At 58.6% G+C, this 20,309-nt stretch carries 19 protein-coding genes; 10 read left to right on the forward strand and 9 right to left on the reverse strand.

The features are described from left to right. Positions 1-137: 137 nt before the first annotated feature. Genes ISP18_RS02630 through ISP18_RS02640 form a run of 3 tightly spaced genes read right to left on the reverse strand, consistent with a single transcriptional unit; the run spans position 138 to position 5,966 of the window. Complete coding sequence (locus ISP18_RS02630) at positions 138-1,586, reverse strand: efflux transporter outer membrane subunit (RefSeq protein WP_380016741.1); 1,449 nt, start codon at positions 1,584-1,586, stop codon at positions 138-140. 19 nt (positions 1,587-1,605) lie between these two features. Further along, entirely contained in the window at positions 1,606-2,748 is a 1,143-nt protein-coding gene (locus ISP18_RS02635) for an efflux RND transporter periplasmic adaptor subunit (protein ID WP_380016743.1), read from the reverse strand. A 14-nt stretch (positions 2,749-2,762) separates the two neighbouring features. Beyond that, on the reverse strand, positions 2,763-5,966 hold the full coding sequence (locus ISP18_RS02640) for an efflux RND transporter permease subunit (protein WP_380016745.1): 3,204 nt from the start codon (positions 5,964-5,966) through the stop codon (positions 2,763-2,765). A 157-nt stretch (positions 5,967-6,123) separates the two neighbouring features. Between ISP18_RS02640 and ISP18_RS02645 the strand changes: the two genes are divergently transcribed. Both ISP18_RS02645 and ISP18_RS02650 read left to right on the forward strand, forming a co-directional pair. Next, positions 6,124-6,804, forward strand: coding sequence for a heavy metal response regulator transcription factor (locus tag ISP18_RS02645; protein WP_380016747.1), 681 nt, complete (start codon positions 6,124-6,126; stop codon positions 6,802-6,804). Continuing rightward, positions 6,805-8,202 (forward strand): heavy metal sensor histidine kinase, encoded by a 1,398-nt coding sequence (locus tag ISP18_RS02650; protein WP_380016749.1) that lies wholly within the window; start codon positions 6,805-6,807, stop codon positions 8,200-8,202. 42 nt (positions 8,203-8,244) lie between these two features. On the opposite strand, the gene ISP18_RS02655 is transcribed toward ISP18_RS02650, so the two are convergent. Both ISP18_RS02655 and ISP18_RS02660 read right to left on the reverse strand, forming a co-directional pair. Further along, complete coding sequence (locus tag ISP18_RS02655; RefSeq protein WP_380016751.1) at positions 8,245-8,694, reverse strand: cupin domain-containing protein; 450 nt, start codon at positions 8,692-8,694, stop codon at positions 8,245-8,247. Positions 8,695-8,808: 114 nt separating this feature from the next. Beyond that, positions 8,809-9,423 (reverse strand): TetR/AcrR family transcriptional regulator, encoded by a 615-nt coding sequence (locus tag ISP18_RS02660; protein WP_380016753.1) that lies wholly within the window; start codon positions 9,421-9,423, stop codon positions 8,809-8,811. A 111-nt stretch (positions 9,424-9,534) separates the two neighbouring features. Between ISP18_RS02660 and ISP18_RS02665 the strand changes: the two genes are divergently transcribed. Further along, the gene (locus ISP18_RS02665; protein ID WP_380016755.1) at positions 9,535-10,506 is read left to right on the forward strand and encodes an SDR family NAD(P)-dependent oxidoreductase; all 972 of its coding nucleotides are present in this window, start codon (positions 9,535-9,537) and stop codon (positions 10,504-10,506) included. Between the two features lie 374 nt (positions 10,507-10,880). On the opposite strand, the gene ISP18_RS02670 is transcribed toward ISP18_RS02665, so the two are convergent. Next, the gene (locus ISP18_RS02670) at positions 10,881-11,792 is read right to left on the reverse strand and encodes a LysR family transcriptional regulator (RefSeq protein WP_380016757.1); all 912 of its coding nucleotides are present in this window, start codon (positions 11,790-11,792) and stop codon (positions 10,881-10,883) included. A gap of 209 nt (positions 11,793-12,001) precedes the next feature. On the opposite strand from ISP18_RS02670, the gene ISP18_RS02675 reads away from it, so the two are divergent. Genes ISP18_RS02675 through ISP18_RS02685 form a run of 3 tightly spaced genes read left to right on the forward strand, consistent with a single transcriptional unit; the run spans position 12,002 to position 14,152 of the window. After that, positions 12,002-12,580, forward strand: a complete 579-nt coding sequence (locus ISP18_RS02675) for a YceI family protein (protein ID WP_380016759.1) — start codon at positions 12,002-12,004, stop codon at positions 12,578-12,580. Positions 12,581-12,601: 21 nt separating this feature from the next. Beyond that, positions 12,602-13,207 carry an FMN-dependent NADH-azoreductase gene (locus ISP18_RS02680; protein ID WP_380016761.1) on the forward strand — a complete coding sequence of 202 codons (606 nt, stop codon included), beginning with the start codon at positions 12,602-12,604 and terminating at the stop codon, positions 13,205-13,207. 39 nt (positions 13,208-13,246) lie between these two features. Next, positions 13,247-14,152, forward strand: a complete 906-nt coding sequence (locus tag ISP18_RS02685; protein WP_380016763.1) for an NmrA/HSCARG family protein — start codon at positions 13,247-13,249, stop codon at positions 14,150-14,152. A 527-nt stretch (positions 14,153-14,679) separates the two neighbouring features. Here the strand turns inward: ISP18_RS02685 and ISP18_RS02690 are convergent. The 3 genes from ISP18_RS02690 to ISP18_RS02700 form a co-directional block, all read right to left on the reverse strand. Then, the gene (locus ISP18_RS02690) at positions 14,680-15,801 is read right to left on the reverse strand and encodes a serine/threonine-protein kinase (RefSeq protein ID WP_380016765.1); all 1,122 of its coding nucleotides are present in this window, start codon (positions 15,799-15,801) and stop codon (positions 14,680-14,682) included. 527 nt (positions 15,802-16,328) lie between these two features. Then, entirely contained in the window at positions 16,329-16,658 is a 330-nt protein-coding gene (locus ISP18_RS02695; RefSeq protein ID WP_380016767.1) for a hypothetical protein, read from the reverse strand. A 74-nt stretch (positions 16,659-16,732) separates the two neighbouring features. Then, positions 16,733-17,416: a hypothetical protein gene (locus tag ISP18_RS02700; RefSeq protein WP_380016769.1), complete on the reverse strand. Its 684-nt coding sequence runs from the start codon at positions 17,414-17,416 to the stop codon at positions 16,733-16,735. A gap of 313 nt (positions 17,417-17,729) precedes the next feature. On the opposite strand from ISP18_RS02700, the gene ISP18_RS02705 reads away from it, so the two are divergent. The 4 genes from ISP18_RS02705 to ISP18_RS02720 all read left to right on the forward strand — a co-directional run bounded on the left by ISP18_RS02705 (position 17,730) and on the right by ISP18_RS02720 (position 20,236). Then, the gene (locus tag ISP18_RS02705) at positions 17,730-18,218 is read left to right on the forward strand and encodes a DUF417 family protein (protein ID WP_380016771.1); all 489 of its coding nucleotides are present in this window, start codon (positions 17,730-17,732) and stop codon (positions 18,216-18,218) included. Between the two features lie 92 nt (positions 18,219-18,310). Then, positions 18,311-19,063, forward strand: coding sequence for a GntR family transcriptional regulator (locus tag ISP18_RS02710; protein WP_380016773.1), 753 nt, complete (start codon positions 18,311-18,313; stop codon positions 19,061-19,063). Position 19,064: 1 nt separating this feature from the next. Continuing rightward, the gene (locus tag ISP18_RS02715; RefSeq protein ID WP_380016775.1) at positions 19,065-19,925 is read left to right on the forward strand and encodes a sulfite exporter TauE/SafE family protein; all 861 of its coding nucleotides are present in this window, start codon (positions 19,065-19,067) and stop codon (positions 19,923-19,925) included. After that, positions 19,922-20,236 (forward strand): DUF1634 domain-containing protein, encoded by a 315-nt coding sequence (locus tag ISP18_RS02720; protein ID WP_380016777.1) that lies wholly within the window; start codon positions 19,922-19,924, stop codon positions 20,234-20,236. The genes ISP18_RS02715 and ISP18_RS02720 overlap by 4 nt, the downstream gene beginning before the upstream one ends. Positions 20,237-20,309 lie beyond the last annotated feature (73 nt).

Raw genomic sequence — 20,309 nt, forward strand, 5'->3', positions numbered from 1 at the left:
GACAAGGTGCGATGCATCATGCAAGGCGTTTGCGCATAACGGCAAGTGCCCTTCACTGCACCAGCGCACACGGCGCTTCTACAATAATTGTGCCGAATTCCGCATCCAAGTTGCGCAAACCTTACAACAAGAAGGCATCAATACTCGCCCCACGCCCCGCCCAGTGCCTTGATCAACCCGACATCCGCCGCAAACTGGCGCCGCGACAGCTCCACCTGCGCGCGTACCTGCGCAAGATTGACGCTTTGCGTGGACACCACTTCGAGATAATCGGTCGCGCCATCCTGATAGCGCACCATCGCCAGCTTGGCGGCGCGTGACGACGCATCCACCGCGCGCTGCTGCGCGATCGATTCATCGGCAAGCACATGTTGCGACGTCAGCTTGTCCTCGACTTCCTGAAACGCGCTCAACACGGTCTGGCGATAGTCTGCCGCTGCGGCATCACGGCGTGCCTCGGCGGCAGAGAGTTCCTCGTGCCTGCGACCGCCGTCGAACAAGGTACCCACCAAGGCTGGGCCGATCGCCCAGAAACGGCTGGGCAACATGGCCCATTGCGAGAAGCGCGAAGCTTCGAAACCGCCGGTGGCGGAAAGCACGAGATCGGGAAAGAACGCCGATGTCGCTTCACCAACATCCGCGTTGGCTGCAGCAACCCGGCGCTCCGCAGCAGCGATATCGGGACGCCGCTCCAGCAGCGTGGATGGCAAACCGGCGGGGATCGTGGGCAACGGCAAGGTTTGCTCGACTGGCGCTAGGCTGAAGTTTGCCGGCGGCACGCCCATCAGCACGGCGATGGCGTGCTCGCGTTGTGCGCGGACTTCGCCCAGATCGATCCACTGCGCCTTGGCGACTTCCAATTCCGTTTCGGCTTGCTGCAGTTCCGATTCGGAAGCGATGCCGCCGTCGAACTGCGTCTGCACTAGTGCCCTTGCTTGGGTGTAATCGTCTACCAGTTGTTTCAGCAATGTGGCTTCTCTATCCAACTGGCGCAGATCGACATAGTCGAGTGCAAGCTCGGCATGCATGCTCAAGCTGACCGAAGCGAGATCCGCTTGGCTCGCCTGCGCGCGTGCTTTGGCGGCGTCCACCGCATGCCCGATACGATCGAACAGATCGGGCTCCCACGAAGCCGTCACCCCTGCGGAATAATCCTGTACGGTACGCCCGGCCAGAGAATGGCCGACGACATTCTTCGAGGTGTGATCGCTACTCGCACTGGCGCCCGCGGTCACTTGAGGTAGATACGACGACTTCGCCACACCCACCATCGCCTGCGCCTGTTGCAGATCGGCCAGGCTCTTTTTGATGCTCTGATTGCCGACGCTGAGTTTCGCTTCCAACGCATCCAGAGTGGGATCGCCGAATACCTTCCACCAGTCGCCGTCGTCGGCGTTCTGCGGTTGTGCTCGCTGCCACCCTTGCGGAGGTGGCTGTTGCGGATTGCCAGCTTCCTTGAACTTCGCCGGTACGCTGACAGAAGGACGGACATAGGCAGGCCCCGGCGTACAGCCCGCCAATCCGGCAAGACCCAAGCACGCAGCGAAGGCGTAGCCGAACTTCATCGATGGTTTGCGCATAGTCATGACTGATCTCCGCGCAGCGTCAAGCCTGATTGGCCGGATGACGATTGATGCGCACGGCCTGCCCCGCGCTGATCGCATCGCTGGGATTGGCAATCACCTGCTCACTGCCTTGCAGACCGCTGCAAATTTCCACATGCGTGCCGAAGTCGCGGCCCAGCGTGACCGTGCGCAGACGCACCACGTCACTCGCGTCGACGACGGCAACCTGCACACCCTGCGGCCGGAACAGCAAGGTATTGGTGGGCAGCGAGAGACCCGGCGTCGCATTGCTCAGGCTCAGGCTGACCTGCGCAAATGCGCCGGGCAGCAGCGTGCCATCCGGATTGTCCATGTCCACTTCCACCCGCAACGTGCGACTGCGCGGATCGATCGCACCGGCCGTGCGCGCGACCGTGCCTTGAAACGTGCGTCCGGGATATTGCGACAGCGAGAGCTGCACCGCAGTACCGGGTGCGACATAGGCGGCATCGTCCTGCGGCACGTTCACGAAGATGCGCAGGCGATCAGTTTGCGCCAACTCGAACAGCGCAGCAGGCGGCCCGCTATTGCCCGCATCGATTAGCGCACCGTTGTCCACGTTGCGCACCGTGATCACGCCATCGAACGGCGCATACACCTTCTCGTACGACTGCAATTGCTCCAGCCGCGTCACGTTCGCCTGCGCCGCGGCTAGCGTGGCTTGCTTGGCCTTCATGATGCTCACGTTCTCTTCGGCCGCCTGCTTGGATACGGCATTCTTGCTGAGCATGTCCTGCCAGCGATCCGCCGTGACCTTGGCCATTTGATAGTTGGCCGCCGCCATCGCTGCATCCGAGCGAGCCTGTTCCAACTGCGCATCGACTTCAGGCGCGTCGATCTCGGCCAGCAGTTGGCCGCTTTTCACATGCGTGCCGATATCCGCGTACCAGCGCCGCAGATAACCACTGGTGCGCGCGTAAATGCCGGCACGCTGATAAGCCTGGATATCGCCGGGAAGCAGCAGCACCTGTTGCGCCGGCGCACGCGTGGGCATCACCACCGAGACGGTGGGCTTGCTCAATGCCTCCGTCTGTTTGGCGACATTGTCGCGTGCTGCCAGGCGCGGCCAACCGCCGATGGCCAGCGCCGCGCCTGCGACGAGCACTGCCAGGAGTACGAGCTTGCGAGAGTGTGAGAGATACATGAGAGTTGCTCCAATCAAGCCGATGGTTGCGGTGCGGGCAGCGCAGGCCTGCTTGCTGCCGCCTGGCGCGCACGCAGCCATTGATGGACAGCGGCAAACGCGGTCGGCACGAACACCAGGGTGGCCACCGTGCCGAACAACAGGCCGCCGATCACGGCGCGTCCGAGCGGCGCGTTCTGCTCGCCACCGTCGCCCAGGCCGAGCGCCATCGGCAGCATGCCGATCAGCATGGCGAGCGCAGTCATCAGCACCGGCCGGAAACGCGTGCCGCCCGCTTCGAATGCGGCTTGCAGCGGTGTGGCGCCGGCCGCTAGACGTTCACGCGCGAAGCTCACCACCAGGATGCTGTTGGCGGTAGCGATGCCGACGCACATGATCGCGCCCGTCAAAGCCGGCACGCTCACGGTGGTGTGCGTGACGTACAACATCCACGTGATGCCGGCCAATGCACCCGGCAAGCCGCTGATGATGACCAGCGGATCCACCCACGACTGGAAGTTCACCACCATCAACGCATACACCAACATCACCGCGAACAGCAGGCCCAACAGCAAGCCCTGGAATGACGACTGCATGGTCTGCACCACGCCGCGCACGGCAATGCTGGAACCCGCCGGCAAATGCGCTTCGGCCTGTTTCACCAACCGATTGACATCACCGGCCACCGCGCCGAGATCGCGCCCTTGCACACCCGCAAAGACATCGATCACCGGCTGCACGTTGTAGTGCGATACCACCGCATCCTGCGAGGTGCGCGACAAGCTGCTTAGTGAACCCAGGATCGGCGGCAAGCCTTGCTGGCTCGTGCCGCTGCCATCGCTCAACGGGATATTGCCCAGCGCCTGCAGCGAATCGATGGTGTACTGCGGCGCTTCGGTCATAAGCGGATAGCTCACGCCGTTCTTGGGATTGAGCCAGAAATTAGGCGAAGTCTGCGAGCTGCCGGACAGCGCGATGAGCAGATCCTGTGCGATCGTGCGCTGCTGAAAACCGGCTTCGATAGCCTTGACGCGATCGACGTCGACGTTGATGGATGGCGCATCGTCCGGTTGCTGGATACGCGGATCAACCAGGCCCGGTACCGTGCGGAACGCGCGCAATAGGCTCTGCGCCACCGGACGGTTGCCTGCACCGTCCTTGCCCACGATTTGCACGTCGATCGGTGCAGGCAGCCCGAAATCCAGTGTTTGGCTGATGATGTCCGCCGGTAGGAACGAGAACGTGATGCCCGGGAAATCCTGGTTGAGACGATCACGCAGCAGCGTCACGTATTGCGCGGTCGGGCGGTGATTCGCCTTCAGGCTGACCAGAATATCGGCGTCCGACGAACCCACGGGCAACGATGAGTCGTAGGTCATATTGATGCCGCTGACCGGCAAGCCGATGTTGTCCAGCACGGTATCCAGCTCGGACGCGGGGATCAGCGTGTGAATACGCTGCTCCACCTGGTCCACCAGGCGCGCGGTCTGTTCGATGCGCGTGCCGGTGCGGGCGCGCAAGTGCAGACGAATTTCGCCGGTGTCGGAGGTCGGGAAGAAGTCGCGTCCAAGCAGCGGGATCAACAGCAGCGAACCGGCGCATACCAGCGCGAAACCGAGTGCAACACGCTTTGGCTGTGCAATGGCGCTGTGCAAAACATTCCGATACTTGCCATGCAACGCATCGAAACCGCGTTCGAAGCGCTGCTGCAAACGGCTCAGCGCCTGGAACCGCCCTGCTCCCGCTTCACCGCCCAGCGATTCGTGCTTGAGCAGATACATCGCCAGCGTGGGAATCAGCGTACGCGAGAAGAAGTAAGAAGCAAGCATGGCGAACACCACCGCCTCGGCTAGCGGCACAAACAGATAGCGCGCCACGCCGGACAGCAGAAACATCGGCAGAAACACGATGCAGATGGAAAGCGTCGACACGAGAGTAGGCAGCGAGATCTGCGCGGAAGCATCAATGATCGCCTGCATCAGCGGCTTGCCCGATTCGCGATGATGACTGATCGCCTCGATCGCCACCGTGGCATCGTCCACCAGAATGCCAACCGCCAGCGCCAGGCCACCGAGCGTCATGATGTTGATGGTCTGCCCAAGTGCAGACAGCACGATCAGCGACGTCACCACCGAGAGGGGAATGGTGATGGCGATGATCAGCGTGGAACGCCAACTGCCAAGAAACAGCAGGATCATCATCGCGGTCAGTGCCGCGGCGATCACGCCTTCGCGCACCACGCCCGCTACCGCAGAGCTCACGAAAATCGATTGATCGGATACCGGCTTGATCTCAAGCGCCTTCGGCAAACCGGCCGCGATCTTTGGCAGCAGGTCCTTGACGTTGCGAATGATGTCCAGCGTGGAGGCGTCACCACTCTTTTCCACCTGCAACAGCGCCGAGCGTGTGCCGTTGACGCGCACGATATTGGTCTGCGGCGTGAAACCATCGCGTACCGTCGCCACGTCGCGCAGATAGATCACGCCACCCGGCGTCGCCTTGATCGGCATCTGGTTGAGCTCGGCCACGGTCGCCGGACTGCCATTCATGTTGACGTTGTATTCGAGCGCGCCGATCTTGGCCGTGCCGCCTGGAAGAATCAGATTCTGCGCATTCACCGCGTTGACGACGTCGAGCGGAGAGAGCCCGCGCGCCTGCATCGCCTGCGAGTTGATATCGACCATGACCTGGCGCACCTTGCCGCCGAACGGTAGCGGCACGGCGGCACCCTGCACCGTCGCGAGCTGAGTGCGGATGAAGTTGTTGCCCAGGTCGTAAAGCTCCTGCTCGGACAGCGTCTTGCTGGAAAGCGCGAGCTGCAGAATCGGTACGGTGGAAGCGTTGTAAGAGATCACCAAGGGCGGCAAGGTGCCCGGCGGTAGCACGCGGATGATCGACTGAGCGCTCGACACCGCCTCGGCGATCGCGCGGTTGATGTCCGCGCCCTGGTGGAAATACACCTTGATTACCGATGTGCCGTTGACGGTCTGCGATTCGACGTGCTCGATGTTGTCCACGTCGGAGGTGAGCGCACGCTCGAACGGCGTGGTGATCCGATTGGTCATGTCATCGGCGGAAAAGCCGTTGTAAGTCCAGACGATGCTCAGCACCGGAATATTGATGTTGGGAAAAATGTCCGTCGGCGTACGCAGGATCATCAGTGGCCCGATGACGGCCAGCAGCAGAGCCAGGACGATGAAAGTGTATGGGCGGCGCAGCGCCAGATGAACGATCCACATAGCGAACCCGTAACCAGGCGCAAGGCCTGCGAAGCTGAGGATGGCTGAAGGCTAGATCGCGGGTGCTTGCCGGGCACTGACAGGCACCTGACGATTCTGTAATCGCGGCAAGTGCGGCATATAGCTATGATTCGTCCGGAACAAGGCGAGAACCTCTATGCGTCTGCTTGTTGTCGAAGACGAGAAAAAAGCCGGCGAGTACCTCAAGAAAGGGCTCGAGGAATCCGGTTTTACCGTCGATATCGCCACCAATGGCATCGACGGCCTGCACAACGCCCTCGAAGAAGACTATGCGCTGATCGTGCTGGACATCATGCTGCCCGGCATGGACGGCTGGGAGGTGTTGAAGCGGCTGCGCGCCAAGCGCGATACGCCCGTGCTGTTCCTTACCGCGATGGACGAGCTTGAAGAGCGCGTGAAAGGACTGGAACTGGGCGCCGACGATTATCTGGTCAAGCCGTTCGCCTTCGTGGAACTGCTGGCACGTATCCGCACCCTGCTTCGCCGCGGGCCGCCGCGCGATATCGAGCATATGCACATCGGCGATCTGGAAATCGATGCGGTTCGCCGGCGCGTGCGGCGCGGCGGCCAGCGCGTCGAACTCACCCCGCGCGAATTCTCGCTGCTGCAACTACTCGCGCGCCGGCGTGGCGAAGTGCTTAGCCGCACGCAGATCGCCTCCTACGTGTGGGACATGAATTTCGACAGCGACACCAACGTGGTGGAGGTCGCCATTCGTCGCCTGCGCTCAAAGATCGACGACGGCTTCGACGTGAAGCTGATCCATACGGTGCGCGGCATGGGTTACGTGCTGGATCTCGAACACGAGGACGAGTGAATGCGCCTCTCGCTCACCGCGCGACTCAGCATCACTTTCGTGGTGATCACGGTGGCCTGCTTCAGCGTGGTGGGCTTTCTGCTGTTCAAGGCGGTGTCCCGGCGCATTTATATCCACGACCAGACCAATATCATGCTCGATGCTCGGCATCTGCGCCGTCTAGCCGAGGAGCTGCAATCGCCCGATGACGTGATCGAGCACAAGGATCGGCTGATCGCGCTGGTGCTCGGTGACAACGCGAACGGTTTGCGCGTGACTGATCGTCATGGGCGCCTGCTGATCGATCACGTGCCCATGGAGTACGAGCTGGTCATGCAGCCCGTGATTCCCGACGACCAGCGCATCGTTCCGGAAAGCATTCAATCCTGGACGGACCGGAACGGCGACGAAGTTCGCGGCGTCGCCACCGCTGCCACGCTGAAGAATGGCGATTCGGTCACCATCGCCGTGGCACGATCGCTGGCGGACCGCACGGCTCTGCTCACCAAGTATCGCAGCGACGTCGCCCTGTCCCTGCTTACCGGGTTATTGGTCGCGGTAGCACTGAGCTATCTGCTCGTACGCCGCGCGCTGCGGCCGCTCCACGCCATGGCGGAAAGCGCTTCGGCCATCACCGCCCAGCGCCTGAGCACGCGCATGCCATTGAAGGATGCGCCCACCGAACTGCTCGCCCTGTCCACGTCGTTGAACGAAATGCTCGCCCGCCTGGAACAGGGTTTTGCGCGCGTATGGCAGTTCACGGTGGACCTTGCGCACGACCTCCGCACGCCAATCGGCAATTTGCGCGGCGCTAACGAAGTGGCCTTGAACCGGCATCGCTCCATTGCCGACTACGAAGCATTGCTCGGTTCGAATATCGAAGAATGCGACCGCGTCAGCCGCACCATCGAAAGCGTGCTGTTTCTCGCCCGTGCCGAAAGCCCGCAGTTCGCGCTGCAGCGGGCTCTGCTCGATACGAAGGAGGAGCTTCATCGCATCGCCGACTATTTCGAAGGCATTTCCTCCGAAGCCGGCGTCACGATTCATGTCGATGCATCCGCTACCGTCCATGCCGACCGCGACCTGTTCCGCCGCGCGGTCAACAACCTGCTCTCCAACGCGCTGCGCTACACGCCATCCGGCCACGCCATACATCTTCGCGCCGCAAGCACCGAACAAGGTGTGGACGTTTCTGTGGAAAACCCCGGACGCGGCATCGCCCCGGAACATCTGGACAAACTGTTCGACCGCTTCTATCGCGTGGACCGCTCACGCAGCGATTCGGCCAATTCCACCGGACTTGGCCTGTCGATCGTCAAAAGCATCATGGAATTGCACGGTGGTTCGGTTTCAGTGCAGAGCAATCCGCAGGCCACCTGTTTCACATTACATTTTCCACGCGTCATTCCTGCCGGATAGTTGCAGGACGTGAACGCAGCCACCGTCTGCTCGCAAATTAATTTAAAGATCCACGTAAGCCTCGTCCTTACCGGCTATATAAAGTCTCACGCCTTTGCGCGGGTAATCGCAGACGTCATGCTCCAGCCGTTGTCCAACGACGAAGAACACCAACGGCTCATTGCCTGTATTGGTAAGAACATGCGCAGGCCCTCCTCGCGCAAAGCCGAGAAAATCACCCGCACCCACGCTGCATACCTGATCCCCGATCGTGGCTTCGCCATGGCCGGAAAGGATGTATAGACATTCCTCTTCGTAGAGATGCCGGTGATATTCCGATGACTCGTGGCCCGGCATGATCGTGATGATGAGCGCGCCAAGCTGGGTCAATCCGACTGCATCGCCAACGGACTTCTTGTGGCGGATGGCATTGGGGTTGAGGTCATGAACGGAAACCTTGGCGCTCATCGCTGCTATATCGGCAGCGGTCAATAACTCGTTGGGTTGTTTCAAAGTCGCATACCTCTTGTCTATGCAGCGTTCGCGTCACTTGGCTGCGCCAAACCCAGCGCAATGAATTTGCTGCTTGTGTGCTGCGCGTAGCGCATTTGATGGGCACGATCTGTGTTACTTGATCAGTCCGGCGATAAGAATGTCGATCAGACGATGCGCTCTCGACACCGCATCCGGCCCGTTGTCGGTATTCGCAAATCCGTACAAGGCGTACAGAAGGTCCAACGATTGGACGTCTTTCTTGATGTCGCTGTTTTCGATGGCGCGCTTCACCAGAAGATCGGCTGAGGTTCTTACGAATCCCGAGGAATACGCCCTCAGTTCCGACGTATCGCAGGTCGAAGCGTCGAGCGCCGGCAAGATGAGTTTTTTTGTCGCGACGTAGTCGACGAACACCCGCATCCAGGCACGCAGTGCTTCAACGGGCTCCATCTTTTCAAGCAACGCCGATGCAACTTCACCGAGCTGTTCGGCTTCCTGGCGATAGACCGCCTCCAGGATGGCGTCACGCGTAGGGAAATGCCGGTACAGCGTGCCGATACCGACGCCAGCGCGACGGGCGATCTCCTCCAGGCTGACGTCCGCCCCGTGCTCCGCGAACGCAGCTTTCGCCATCTCCGCCAGCCGGCGGCGGTTGCGCGCTGCATCAGCGCGGGGCTTTCGCGTTGTTTTTAAAGCTTTTTCTGGCCTTTCCACAGGCAGCCCTTGAAAAGCGGAGGACTCCTCCACATAAAATATCCGGAGGCTGTCTCCGGTTGAGTGGCCATGATAGCCGGCCAGGCGCCCAGTGGTATCGCGGCAACCAATCCAGGTCCGCAACAATCAAGCAGTGAGGCAACGATGAGCAAGTCATTTAATGCAACCTCGACGACTGACCAAGTGCTCGAGGGCGTGGATTTAGCAGGGAAGCGTGTACTGATTACCGGCGTATCAGCCGGGTTGGGCGTAGAAACGGCGCGATCGTTGGCAACACACGGCGCTTACGTCGTCGGTGCGGTGCGTGACGTCACCAAGGCCAAGGCCGCCACACAACGTGTGCTTGCCGATGCAAAAACGCCCGGTGGCCTTGAGCTGATCGAGCTCGATCTGGGTTCCTTGGCCAGCGTGCGCAAATGTGCCGACAAACTGCTGGAGAAAGGCGAGTCTTTCGATCTGGTGATTGCCAATGCCGGCATCATGGCCTGTCCATTTGGCCACACCGCGGATGGATTCGAGCTGCAGTTCGGCACGAATCATCTGGGGCATTTCGTGCTGGTGAATCGCATCGCGCCGTTGATGAAGAGTGGCAGTCGGCTGGTGAACCTCTCTTCAGCGGGTCACCGCTATTCGGATGTGAATTTGGACGACCCCAACTTCGCGCGCACGCCTTATACCGAATTCGGCGCGTACGGTCGTTCCAAGACAGCCAATGTGTTGTTTGCCGTCGAATTCGATCGGCGCTACAAGCAGCATGGCATTCGTGCAACGGCCGTACATCCCGGTGGTATCCGAACCGAATTGACGCGTCATATGGATGAGGCTGCCCTTCAAAAGCGCATTGATGAAGTCAACGAGCAGAACAAGGTGGCCGGTAAACCGCTCTTTCAGTGGAAGACGATCGAACAAGGAGCGGCCACTACGGTCTGGGCCGCCGCAGTCGCGAATGCAACCGACGTGGGCGGACGCTATTGCGAGGATTGCCATGTTGGCGAGCTGGTGATCGGCGAAGAACTCGATCTGGCGAGCACCGGCGTGAGGCCGTATGCGCTGGATGCCGATCGTGCGAAGGCGCTGTGGGCGAAGAGTGAGGAGATGGTTGGGGAGCGTTTCTGAGGGCTTTGGCAATACTGCCTCTCACGGCCGTCATTGCTGCGAAAGCGAGTACGCGAGGAGAGCACATGGATGTGCTCGGATTTGGGGAGCGAGGAATCCATCTTGCTTGCGTTGATGCATCCATTGATATGGATTCGCGACGATCACCTAGTCGTCGTTGACCAGCTTCGCTGTTGTAAAGCGCCTCGGCGAAGACCGAAATCTATGGCCAGTGCGAAGCATGGATTCCGGCCTTCGCCGAGGCGCTTTACAACAGCGAAGCTGGTCAACGACGACGGGGTAAGACTGAGGCTTTTGGCGGTGAATGCATCACTTTCGATCGGATAAAAAACGTGGGGAAACCTAAGGTTCTGACCTGCTATTTATGAGCCGGCCTAGTTCTGCGAAGAGCTTGGCATCACTTCGCTCAGTTTCTCCCATAGAAAATCGGCGAACACCGCTACCGCGGGTGGCACCGGTGGGCGGCTTGTGTATACCAGCTGCAGGCCGAGTTCAGTGCTTGCACGCCGATAGCTTGGCAACACACGTACAAGTTGCCCCAGCGCGATGAAGGGTTCCGTTATCAACTGAGGTAGCAGCGCAATACCCAGCCCGGCCACACAAGCGTGCGCTAGCACTCGCATGTCGTTGACTGCGAACCGGCTGTTGATCGACACCTCCTGAGTACCGCGCGGTCCCTGCAGACGCCACGTGTTGCGTCCCTGGCGATTGGAAATCGTCAGACAGTCGTGTTCGGCCAGTTCGCGCAGCGTGCGCGGCGCAGGGCGCCGTTCCAGATAGGCCGGACTCGCCGCAAGGATCAATGCATTCGACGCGAGCCGACGTACCTTAAAACCGCTACCGGTCTCGATGCCCATGCGCAACGCCAGATCAATGCGCTCGGCGATCAGATCGGTCGGCGTATCGTCAAGCAGGAAGTCTATGCGGATGTGTGGATAGCGCGTGTAGAACTCGGCCAGCCATTCCATGCGGAAGATTTCAAACAGGCCGAGCATCGCAGTAACGCGAACTGAGCCGGACGGTGCCTGCATATCTGCATGGAGCCGCTCGATCTCGAAGATCTGATCAAGCGCCGGCGCATAGCGCTCGAACAGTGCCTGACCTTCCGCGCTCGGCGCGAGTTTGCGTGTCGAGCGATGGAGCAGGCGTGTGCCGAGCTGCCCTTCGAATTGATCGATGCGCCGACTCAACGTATTTGCCGGCATGCCCAGACGCCGCGCCGCCTCAGAGAAGCTGCCGGCGCGGACCACCTGGACGAACATCGCCAGATCATTCAGGTCGAGCATTAGATTTCTCCAAAAATGGATTAATCAAATCCTATTTTACCGTCTTGTAGGGAATGCCTTCAATCCGCATTTTTGCGGTGTCACGCAGCAGGCGCCCGTTTCTGGACTGCCCGCATGGCGAATCAATGCGCTGCCGACTAAGCGCGGCGGCATTGCATCACCCGATTCCGCGCAGGGGCGCGGCAACTTAATGGTTTAAGGAGATTGATTTGAAAAAGCATCTGATGATCGCGACTAGCGCACTCGCCGCGTCACTGTCGTTTTCGGCATTCGCGGGCGTGTCGACGTATCAGCTTGATCCGGACCACACGTACCCGAGCTTTGAAGCCGATCACCTCGGCGGTGTGTCGGTATGGCGTGGCAAGTTCGACAAGTCGCAAGGTACGGTCACGCTCGATCGCTCGGCACACACGGGCACGGTGGAAGTGACGACCGACATTGCATCGGTCCACACGGGCAACACGAAGCTCGACCAGCTTGTGCAGTCGAATCAGTTCCTCGACGCATCGAAGTTCCCGGAAGCCACCTACAAGGGCACGATCCAGTTCGAGGGCGACAAGCCGGTCGCTGTCGTCGGCAATCTGACGATACACGGCGTGACCAAACCGCTGACGCTGACGATCAACTCGTTCAAGTGCATACAGCATCCGATGCTCAAGCGCGAAGTATGCGGCGTCGACGCAGTCGGCGAATTCGATCGCGGCGATTTCGGCGTCGACTATGCCAAGGCGTACGGCTTCAGCCTGAAGACCAAGCTGCTCATTTCGGCCGAAGCACTCAAGCAGTAAGCCCATTCGGAGATAAGTCTCATGAAACTGCTACACGTAGATTCCAGCATCCTCGGGCAAGGCTCCGTCAGCCGTGATCTATCCGCGGATGTCGTCGCGACCTTCCAGGGCCGCCATCCCAACCTTGCGGTCACGCGTCTCGACCTTGCCGCCACACCGATCGGCCATCTGACGGCAGCGCACCTCGCAGCTGCTCAAGGCGCGCCGATCGACGACGCATTGAAGTCCGATGTAGCCATCGGCCAGCTCGCGCTCGAGGAGTTCCTGGCAGCCGACATCGTGGTCATCGGCGCGCCGATGTACAACCTTGGCATTCCGTCTCAACTGAAGGCGTGGATCGACCGCATCTCCATCGTCGGTAAGACATTCAGTTATGGAGAGCACGGCCCGATCGGACTGTGTGGCGACAAGAAGCTGGTCATCGCTTCATCGCGCGGCGGCATTTACAGCGAAGGCTCCCCTGCTGCCGTCTTCGATCATCAGGAAACCTATCTGAAAGTGGCTTTCGGCTTTCTGGGCATCACGGATATCACCTTCATTCGCGCGGAAGGTGTGGCGATGAGTCCCGAGGCACGCGATGGGGCCATCGCCTCGGCGAAAAAAGAGAGCGCCGCGATTGCTGCGTAAGGCAGCACCGCCTCAACACATACTCACTGGAGAACAACCATGTCGAACACGCAGAAGCTTATTGCCGTCGTCGGCGCAACCGGCCAGCAAGGCGGTGCCGTTGTGCGCGCACTGCAGGCGAGCGGTCAATTCAAAGTGCGCGCGTTGACGCGCGATCCGGCCAAGCATCCGGGGCTGGGTGACGAAGTCGTTCTAGCGGACTTCAATCGTCCGGAAACACTTAAAGCTGCGTTTACCGGAGCGCACGGCGTTTTCCTGGTAACCAACGCTTGGGAAGCCGGTGCGGATGAGTCCAAGCAGGCACTCGCCGCCGTCAACGCGGCGAAAGACGCCGGCGTGCAGCACTTGATCTGGTCGACGCTGCCAAACGTGGAGACGATCAGCCACGGCAAGATCCATGTCCCGCATTTCACAGACAAGGCGAAAGTCGAACGTATCGTGAGCGAAGCCGGATTTGCTTACCACACGTTTGTGATCGCTCCGTTCTATTTTCAAAACCTGCTCGGCGCAATGGCTCCGCAGAAACAAGCCGATGGCACCGAGGGCTGGGTACTGCCGCTTGATCCCGGTCGGCGGGCCATCCACATGGGTGACATCACTGAACTCGGCCGCATCGTAGCTGGAGCGTTCGCGCAGCCGGAACTCGCGGGGCATGGTGAACATTTACCGCTTGTCGGCGATTTCTTGAGCTTCAACGAAATCATCGCCACGCTGAACCGCCAAGGCCATGCGTTCTCATTCACGCAAGTTCCGCGCGAAGTTTTTGCTGGCTGGTTCCCGGGCGCCGAGGACATCGCAGCGATGCTCGCCTACTTCGAAGCGCACACGTATCTCGGCTCCGATTCGCGCGATGCGATCGCGCTGGCAAACAAAGTCGCCGGTCAGCAGCCGACGAGTTTTGCTGCGTGGGCTAAATCGAATTTCGTGATTCCTGTAGCTGCCTGAAAGCACGCCCTCCGAACGAGAGGGCTCCTTGAAGTGCAAGAAGAACGGATGAGCGCTCGCTGCTGCCATCGAGTCCGCCCCGCGCCTGCCCGTCATCGCCGCCTGAACTGTTCGAAGTGCACTCATCAAACACGAACGAGCTAATGATTGGTCACTTCAACAGAATCTTGAAGCTATCCAACCTCGCCGTGATCTTTCAAATCGCCTGATCGTCATCCCAGCGAGGCGCTTCACAACAGCGAAGCTGGTCAAGCTGGGATCCAGTGACTTTGATGCCACAAAGACGCTGGATCCCGGCTTTCCTGGCTCCTCAAAACCGGTCACATCCATGTGTCCTTTCCTCGTGTACTGGGATGACGAGCAAAAAACGTGAGAATACCTCAGGGTGTAAACCCAACATTGCGATGCATGTGCGCATAGGAATGTTAGGGTTTACACCCCAACCTACGCACTTGGACAGCGATTGTGTTTTGAACGAACGCAGGACCTATTCCTAAAAGTCCTCGGGCTCCGGTGTTCTTTACCCTTCAGCGAACTCTCAAGACTGGAGCAGCTCGTGGGTATGGATACCCAGGATAAAGGCTGAAGTTAACCCTTTGTCCGACCGCCGGCGGGCCGCCGAAAAACTCACTGAGATGGAAAAACAAGCGTTGCTGGATATTTAAATCCTCGATGTAACCGGACTTGCCCTTAACGCCACTTGGGTAAGGAACCGCGTATGACTTCACTACCCCCATATGGCGATCCGCAGTTGAATAACACCATGAGCCACAACTTCGCAAGACATCTTCTGCCGTCGGCCTGCTCTTGGGGTCGACTTGAATGCAAGAAGTAATAAGGGACCACAAATCCTTCTCTAGTGCCGCGGTCGCTACATGCTTCCCAAAGGCAATCGGGTGTGTCAGCTCAACCTTTCCGCTCTGCTCAGCACGGACTACTTGTGCAATCGCTCCTCGGCCGACACCAAACGGAGTTTCTCCCGTGACCAACTGGTAAGCGATGCATCCCAGAGCCCAAATATCCATGGGCTGTCCTGCCCCCTTCCAGTCTGCCCAGCATTCCGGCGCCATGTAGGGCACAGCGCCGAGCAAAGTATTTGACGTAGTAAGCGTAGACTGGTCCTGCTCGAAGCGCTGCATCTCTACCGCGAGTTCACTTTCTGCCAACTTCGCGATACCGAAGTCAGTCAGTTTAATGAGACGCATCCCGGGATCCTGAGATGTCATCACGTTCCCAGGTTTCAGATCCCTGTGGCAGATTCCGACCCTGTGGGCCTCATATAGAGCACGTGCGATGTTGTGGATGACGTGCGCAGCTAAGGATGGATCGAGAAAATAAAAATCAGCAGCTAATCGCTTACCTAAATCAGAACCGCCGATAAACTCTTCGACCAAATAAGTGCGCCGTTCGTCTTCGAAATAGTCAAAGGTTGCGGCCACGTTGTGGTGACTAATTCGCGCCCCCATCTCGGCACCGCGTTGGAATCTTCGGTCGCTGACGCCGCCCTTGGGCGTTTTCACAACGACCTGTCGGCTGAGCGCCCTATCTTTGCAAAGATAGACCTCCTGCATACCGCCTGAGGTCAAATACTGCTCTATTACGTAACGCCCAATCAGAACGTGGCCATTGGGAATCAACGAATCACTCATAGAACGAGCTCAGGTTTTGAGGAAATAAAAGTAACCCACTGGCGATCAGAACCAAGATCCGGAGTGCCGTAAGTAAGCACGCATGCGTCGTGTAGAATCGCGCCAGGTTGAGCCAGGACATTGTTGATATATACAGAGCCGGCGACGGCCGTCACACGAAAGGAAAGTCCGTCATAGGTGACTCGCAGGTCCCTGAGCCATCGTTCCGTGATTGTCATACAAAGTGGCCCTGCGGGCACCCCTTTCCCAGGCATCCAACCCAACGCTACCCTGCTTCCCGGTGCTTCTATAAGGTTAGCCGGATCTAGCGTTGACTTTGGCAGGAGGAATGCCGGCGACCGCGGAAATTCCTAGGACTTCGCTTCCGGCCCGAGATGGTCCTGAACTTCACTTTTTCCGGGTGTCGTGTTGAGACAGCGAACCACAGAAGTGACTGCCGTCGCCCCCTATTCCAGCCCATAAGCGAACCGACTTATTGTTACGGGAGTTTACGGAATTCGGATTCGCAGTTCGTGAGCGATCTTAGGTCACAAGGTGATGGTGCTCTCGCCCATACCTCTCGCCAATCGATCAAAGACCAACGCCTTGAACCGCTCCACGCCAGCCTCGATGCCGATCTTGATGCGATCATCCAACGGGTGCCAGATACCATGTTCGCCACGTTTGGCTGCCGTCCTAACGAAGCCGTCCGGAGTGATTTCCACTTCCAGCTCCAGGGCGTCCTCGTGACCGCGGACGCCGACAATCCACATGCCTTGTTTGACGTCGTAGTGGCTAACATAGCCATCCTCGGACACAGGCCCCGACCTGTAGGTATAAACCAATCGACCGTTCCGGACCTCGGCTAATCGCAGCATGTGATTCCCCCTATGGTAAGCCGATGATAGTAGGGCCGGGTTTGGGTCGAGCAACAAAGGGGTCAGAACACCTTTTACGAGCAGTTGGGATTACCATCCCAGCCTACGCGCTGTCTTGCTCGTGAACTGTCAACCAGACGCAACAGCAGCACGATGAAGCCTGCGTAGGCGTATTGCGTGCGTGATACGCCGGTTCCATAGGGGAACCAGATGCCTGGCACACCCATGCGGGTGAGTTCCGCTGCGAACAAGCCGATCCCGATCAAGCATGCCGCAACCAGCGCCAACCACGCAGGCCATCGCGGCTGTCGCATGACACCATAGCCAATGATCCATAGATAAAGCGCTACGAAGATTAGACGTATGCCGGATACCAGGAAGGGGCCGATCGCCTTGAATACGGGGCTTGCATCCGGATAGAACCATGGTCGATCGATCAGAGCAGCCATCATGTAAACCAGTGTCAATATCAGCAGGACACGCGGCAACCACGAAGGCTTCCATCCAAACCAATCTCGCCAGGCCATCACCCAGGCAGCTAGCGCCAGAGATACCAGAAGCACAGTCGTGACGATGTCATAGGTCCGCAAGCTTTCGGCATGCGTCCAAAAGAAAATCACCTGATTGGCGCGCAGCCATGCCGTAAGCAGAAGAGCCGTAACGAGCCAACGATAAGCATCGCGCGTGCGGCAGGCGGCCAATCCGCATACCAAGATGGCCAGCAACACGAAAGTCGCGGGTTCAATGGCGTCGACCACTCACTGGTCGCGTTAAGCATCTGAAGGCAGCCACCTCATCACAGGTGGCCGCTGCTTTCTGAGGCCCTCGCAGGCCAGCGAGCAGAAGAAGGCAAGCCTTAACCAGATGTATTTGACATAGAGACATAATGATGTCATGATATCTCTATGTCAAATACGGACTGGCATAAGACACCTCATCCCTTTGAAGTCGAATGCTGGCTAGCACCCAACTGCCTGGGCGATGACCGGATCGAAAAGCAACACGGACTAGACGGACCTGAATTCCCCTCCAGTTGATCTGCTGGGTGACCGACGAAAGAAGAGGAAAGTTATGTTTAAAGAATTCAACATTGCTGAGAGGGGGAGTGGCTCATACAGACTGCTTGCCATTCTTCGATGGGTGATGGTTTTAATTTTTGTGTCGTTCGGTATCCAGAAATTTACGCCGCAATCAGCGGAAGGCATCGCCGTATATATTTCCCACAGCCCATTTGTTTCCTGGCTGTCCATATTCGGAATCCGGGGCGAGGCTTATCTGCTTGGCGTGGTCGAATTGACAACGGCTGTGTTGCTTGCAGCGGGAGCATTCATCCCGGTTCTGTCGGCCATCGGGTCCTTGATGGGTGTTGGCACTTTCATGATTACGTGGTCGTTTTTCTTTACAACGCCGGGAGTGGTCAAATGGAGCCTGTCCACAGATCCTATCGCCTGGAACCTTGCGGGCGAATTTTTATATAAGGACATCGTGCTCCTTTGCGTTTGCTTGGTCCTGTTTTTAGCATCTCTGCCAAAATCGTTGATCGGCCTTCGAGCAAAGTAAATTTCTGCCGCGTCCGTCGAGCGTTCGACTGATCCCAGGTCGGTGCTCATGCAGGCATTCGTTGATGTTCCAAGGGAGGTTACAGTTTTAGCATGTCCGAAAATCCCTCAACACGCCTCCCGCTTTACGCCCAGGTTGAAGATGCGCTCGCCGCTCGAATTTCGAGCGGCGCGCTGCCTGTTGGAACGCAATTGCCATCGGAAGAGGAGCTGAGCCAAGAGTTTGGTGTCAGCCGTACAACCATCCGTGTGACGATCCAGAACCTTGTCCGCCAAGGCCTGGTCGAGATCAGGCGTGGTCGCGGGACGTTTGTGGCCTCGCCGAGGATGGTGCAGGAACTCACTGAATTGACGGGCTTCGTCGAAGATATGCGAGCCTTGGGCCGGACCGCGACAGCGCGAGTGCTCAGCCGAGAGGTTGTTCAGGCCACCGCCTACGTCGCTGAGAAGCTTTCAATTCCTGCCGGAACAACGGTAGTGCAAATTCGGCGCGTTCGATTATCGGATGGTGTGCCGCTTTCCTTTGACGAAACCTATCTGCCAGAGGAACTCGGCCGCCGAGTGATCACCGATGACCTCGCCAACGAACCCATCTTCACTCTGTTGGAAGATCGGTACGACACTCCCCTGGTCGAAGCGGAATACGTTTTGGAAGCCAGCGTAGCTGAGCGCACTGTTGCCAAGGCGTTGGAAATCCCTATCGGTAGTCCGATCTTCTTGATCGAGCGTACATCGTACGCCTCAGGACATCGTGCCGTTGACTATGAAAGGCTGCATTACCGAGGGGACCATATTCGATTCAAGACTCGCCTGGCTCGACGCCGCGTTACCCGTGCATCGAAGTGAAATGCATATGCTGACCACGTCTGTTCTGGAGCTTTTTGGTATTTCGTTTGGAGCAAGTGCCTTGGGCGGCGCACTCGGCATGGCCAGCGGCATCTTTATCGTTCCCATTCTGACCATCGTCATGGGGATGGATGTTCATACTGCGATCGGAGCCAGTCTTGTCTCCGTGATCGCTTGCTCGTGCGGAAGCGCTTCGTCGTTCCTCAAGGAGCGCCTTACGAACGTGCGGCTCGCGATTGTGTTGGAGACAGCAACCACCCTCGGAGCCGCCAGTGGCGTACTGCTTTCCGGCGTCGTTCCGGTTCCCGTTCTCTATACGATATTTGCCGCGGTTCTTCTCGTATCTGCTTGGCAGATGCAGATGCGCCGGCGGGTCATAGCGACACCTCCTTCTGAGGGATCACCGCGCGGGTGGATGCGCCGGCTTGATTCTGCCTACCCGGATCGCACCATCGGCGGCGATGTGGCTTATCAGATAGATCGCCTGCCGATGGGTCTTGCCTTGATGTATGGCGCCGGACTGTTGTCGGCACTCCTCGGAATCGGCAGCGGTGTCCTAAAGATTCCGGCCATGGACACTGCACTTCGCTTGCCGATCAAGGTTTCGTCGGCGACGTCAAACTTCATGATCGGAGTGACGGCGGCCGCGAGCGCCGGCGCTTACTTCATGCGTGGTGCGATCGTATCCACGATCGCAGGGCCGGTCGCTTTGGGGTCGGTGGTCGGTTCTCTTCTGGGGGCGCGTCTCTTGGTGTTTATCTCACCAGGCAAACTTCGCCTGGTTTTCGTGGCTGTGCTGCTGGTTTTGGCGATTCAGATGATCCTCGCTGCGTTGAACATTCATGGCGGGTTGGAGACATGACGACGGCAACCTCTGGCACGCTTGATCCGTTGAACAATCGTTTGGCTCGTCTTCTAGGTCTTGGCAGTTGGGTATCATTCGGGCTCATTGCGGCAGGCGTGACGCTGGAAGTGCTCGGGATAAACGCGCACGGAACTGGCACCCAACTTGTTTCCGCCGGAATCGTCCTTTTGATTGCACTGCCAACCTTGTGCGTTGCGAAGATGGGGATCTGTTTCCTGTTTCGCAGAGAGCTTGATTTCGCCTTCATCGCGGCCCTTGTTTTTACGATTACGATTGCATCGACTCTGTTCGGGACTGGCATTGGTTGATCACAGTGAAGTGGCTCTTTTCTGAGCCAACTTCGGTGATCGCTTCTGGCCTATCCACGCAGACCTTGAAAAA

This window comes from Dyella humi (assembly GCF_044904605.1).
Taxonomy (GTDB): Bacteria; Pseudomonadota; Gammaproteobacteria; order Xanthomonadales; family Rhodanobacteraceae; genus Dyella_B; species Dyella_B humi.

Coding starts and splice junctions, on each gene's coding strand:
- ISP18_RS02705 (WP_380016771.1), top strand. CDS start 17,730: ATGTTTAAAGAATTCAACATTGCTGAGAGGGGGAGTGGCTCATACAGA.
- ISP18_RS02720 (WP_380016777.1), top strand. CDS start 19,922: ATGACGACGGCAACCTCTGGCACGCTTGATCCGTTGAACAATCGTTTG.
- ISP18_RS02715 (WP_380016775.1), top strand. CDS start 19,065: ATGCATATGCTGACCACGTCTGTTCTGGAGCTTTTTGGTATTTCGTTT.
- ISP18_RS02665 (WP_380016755.1), top strand. CDS start 9,535: ATGAGCAAGTCATTTAATGCAACCTCGACGACTGACCAAGTGCTCGAG.
- ISP18_RS02630 (WP_380016741.1), bottom strand. CDS start 1,586: ATGACTATGCGCAAACCATCGATGAAGTTCGGCTACGCCTTCGCTGCG.
- ISP18_RS02670 (WP_380016757.1), bottom strand. CDS start 11,792: ATGCTCGACCTGAATGATCTGGCGATGTTCGTCCAGGTGGTCCGCGCC.
- ISP18_RS02640 (WP_380016745.1), bottom strand. CDS start 5,966: ATGTGGATCGTTCATCTGGCGCTGCGCCGCCCATACACTTTCATCGTC.
- ISP18_RS02710 (WP_380016773.1), top strand. CDS start 18,311: ATGTCCGAAAATCCCTCAACACGCCTCCCGCTTTACGCCCAGGTTGAA.
- ISP18_RS02680 (WP_380016761.1), top strand. CDS start 12,602: ATGAAACTGCTACACGTAGATTCCAGCATCCTCGGGCAAGGCTCCGTC.
- ISP18_RS02635 (WP_380016743.1), bottom strand. CDS start 2,748: ATGTATCTCTCACACTCTCGCAAGCTCGTACTCCTGGCAGTGCTCGTC.
- ISP18_RS02645 (WP_380016747.1), top strand. CDS start 6,124: ATGCGTCTGCTTGTTGTCGAAGACGAGAAAAAAGCCGGCGAGTACCTC.
- ISP18_RS02695 (WP_380016767.1), bottom strand. CDS start 16,658: ATGCTGCGATTAGCCGAGGTCCGGAACGGTCGATTGGTTTATACCTAC.
- ISP18_RS02650 (WP_380016749.1), top strand. CDS start 6,805: ATGCGCCTCTCGCTCACCGCGCGACTCAGCATCACTTTCGTGGTGATC.
- ISP18_RS02690 (WP_380016765.1), bottom strand. CDS start 15,801: ATGAGTGATTCGTTGATTCCCAATGGCCACGTTCTGATTGGGCGTTAC.
- ISP18_RS02685 (WP_380016763.1), top strand. CDS start 13,247: ATGTCGAACACGCAGAAGCTTATTGCCGTCGTCGGCGCAACCGGCCAG.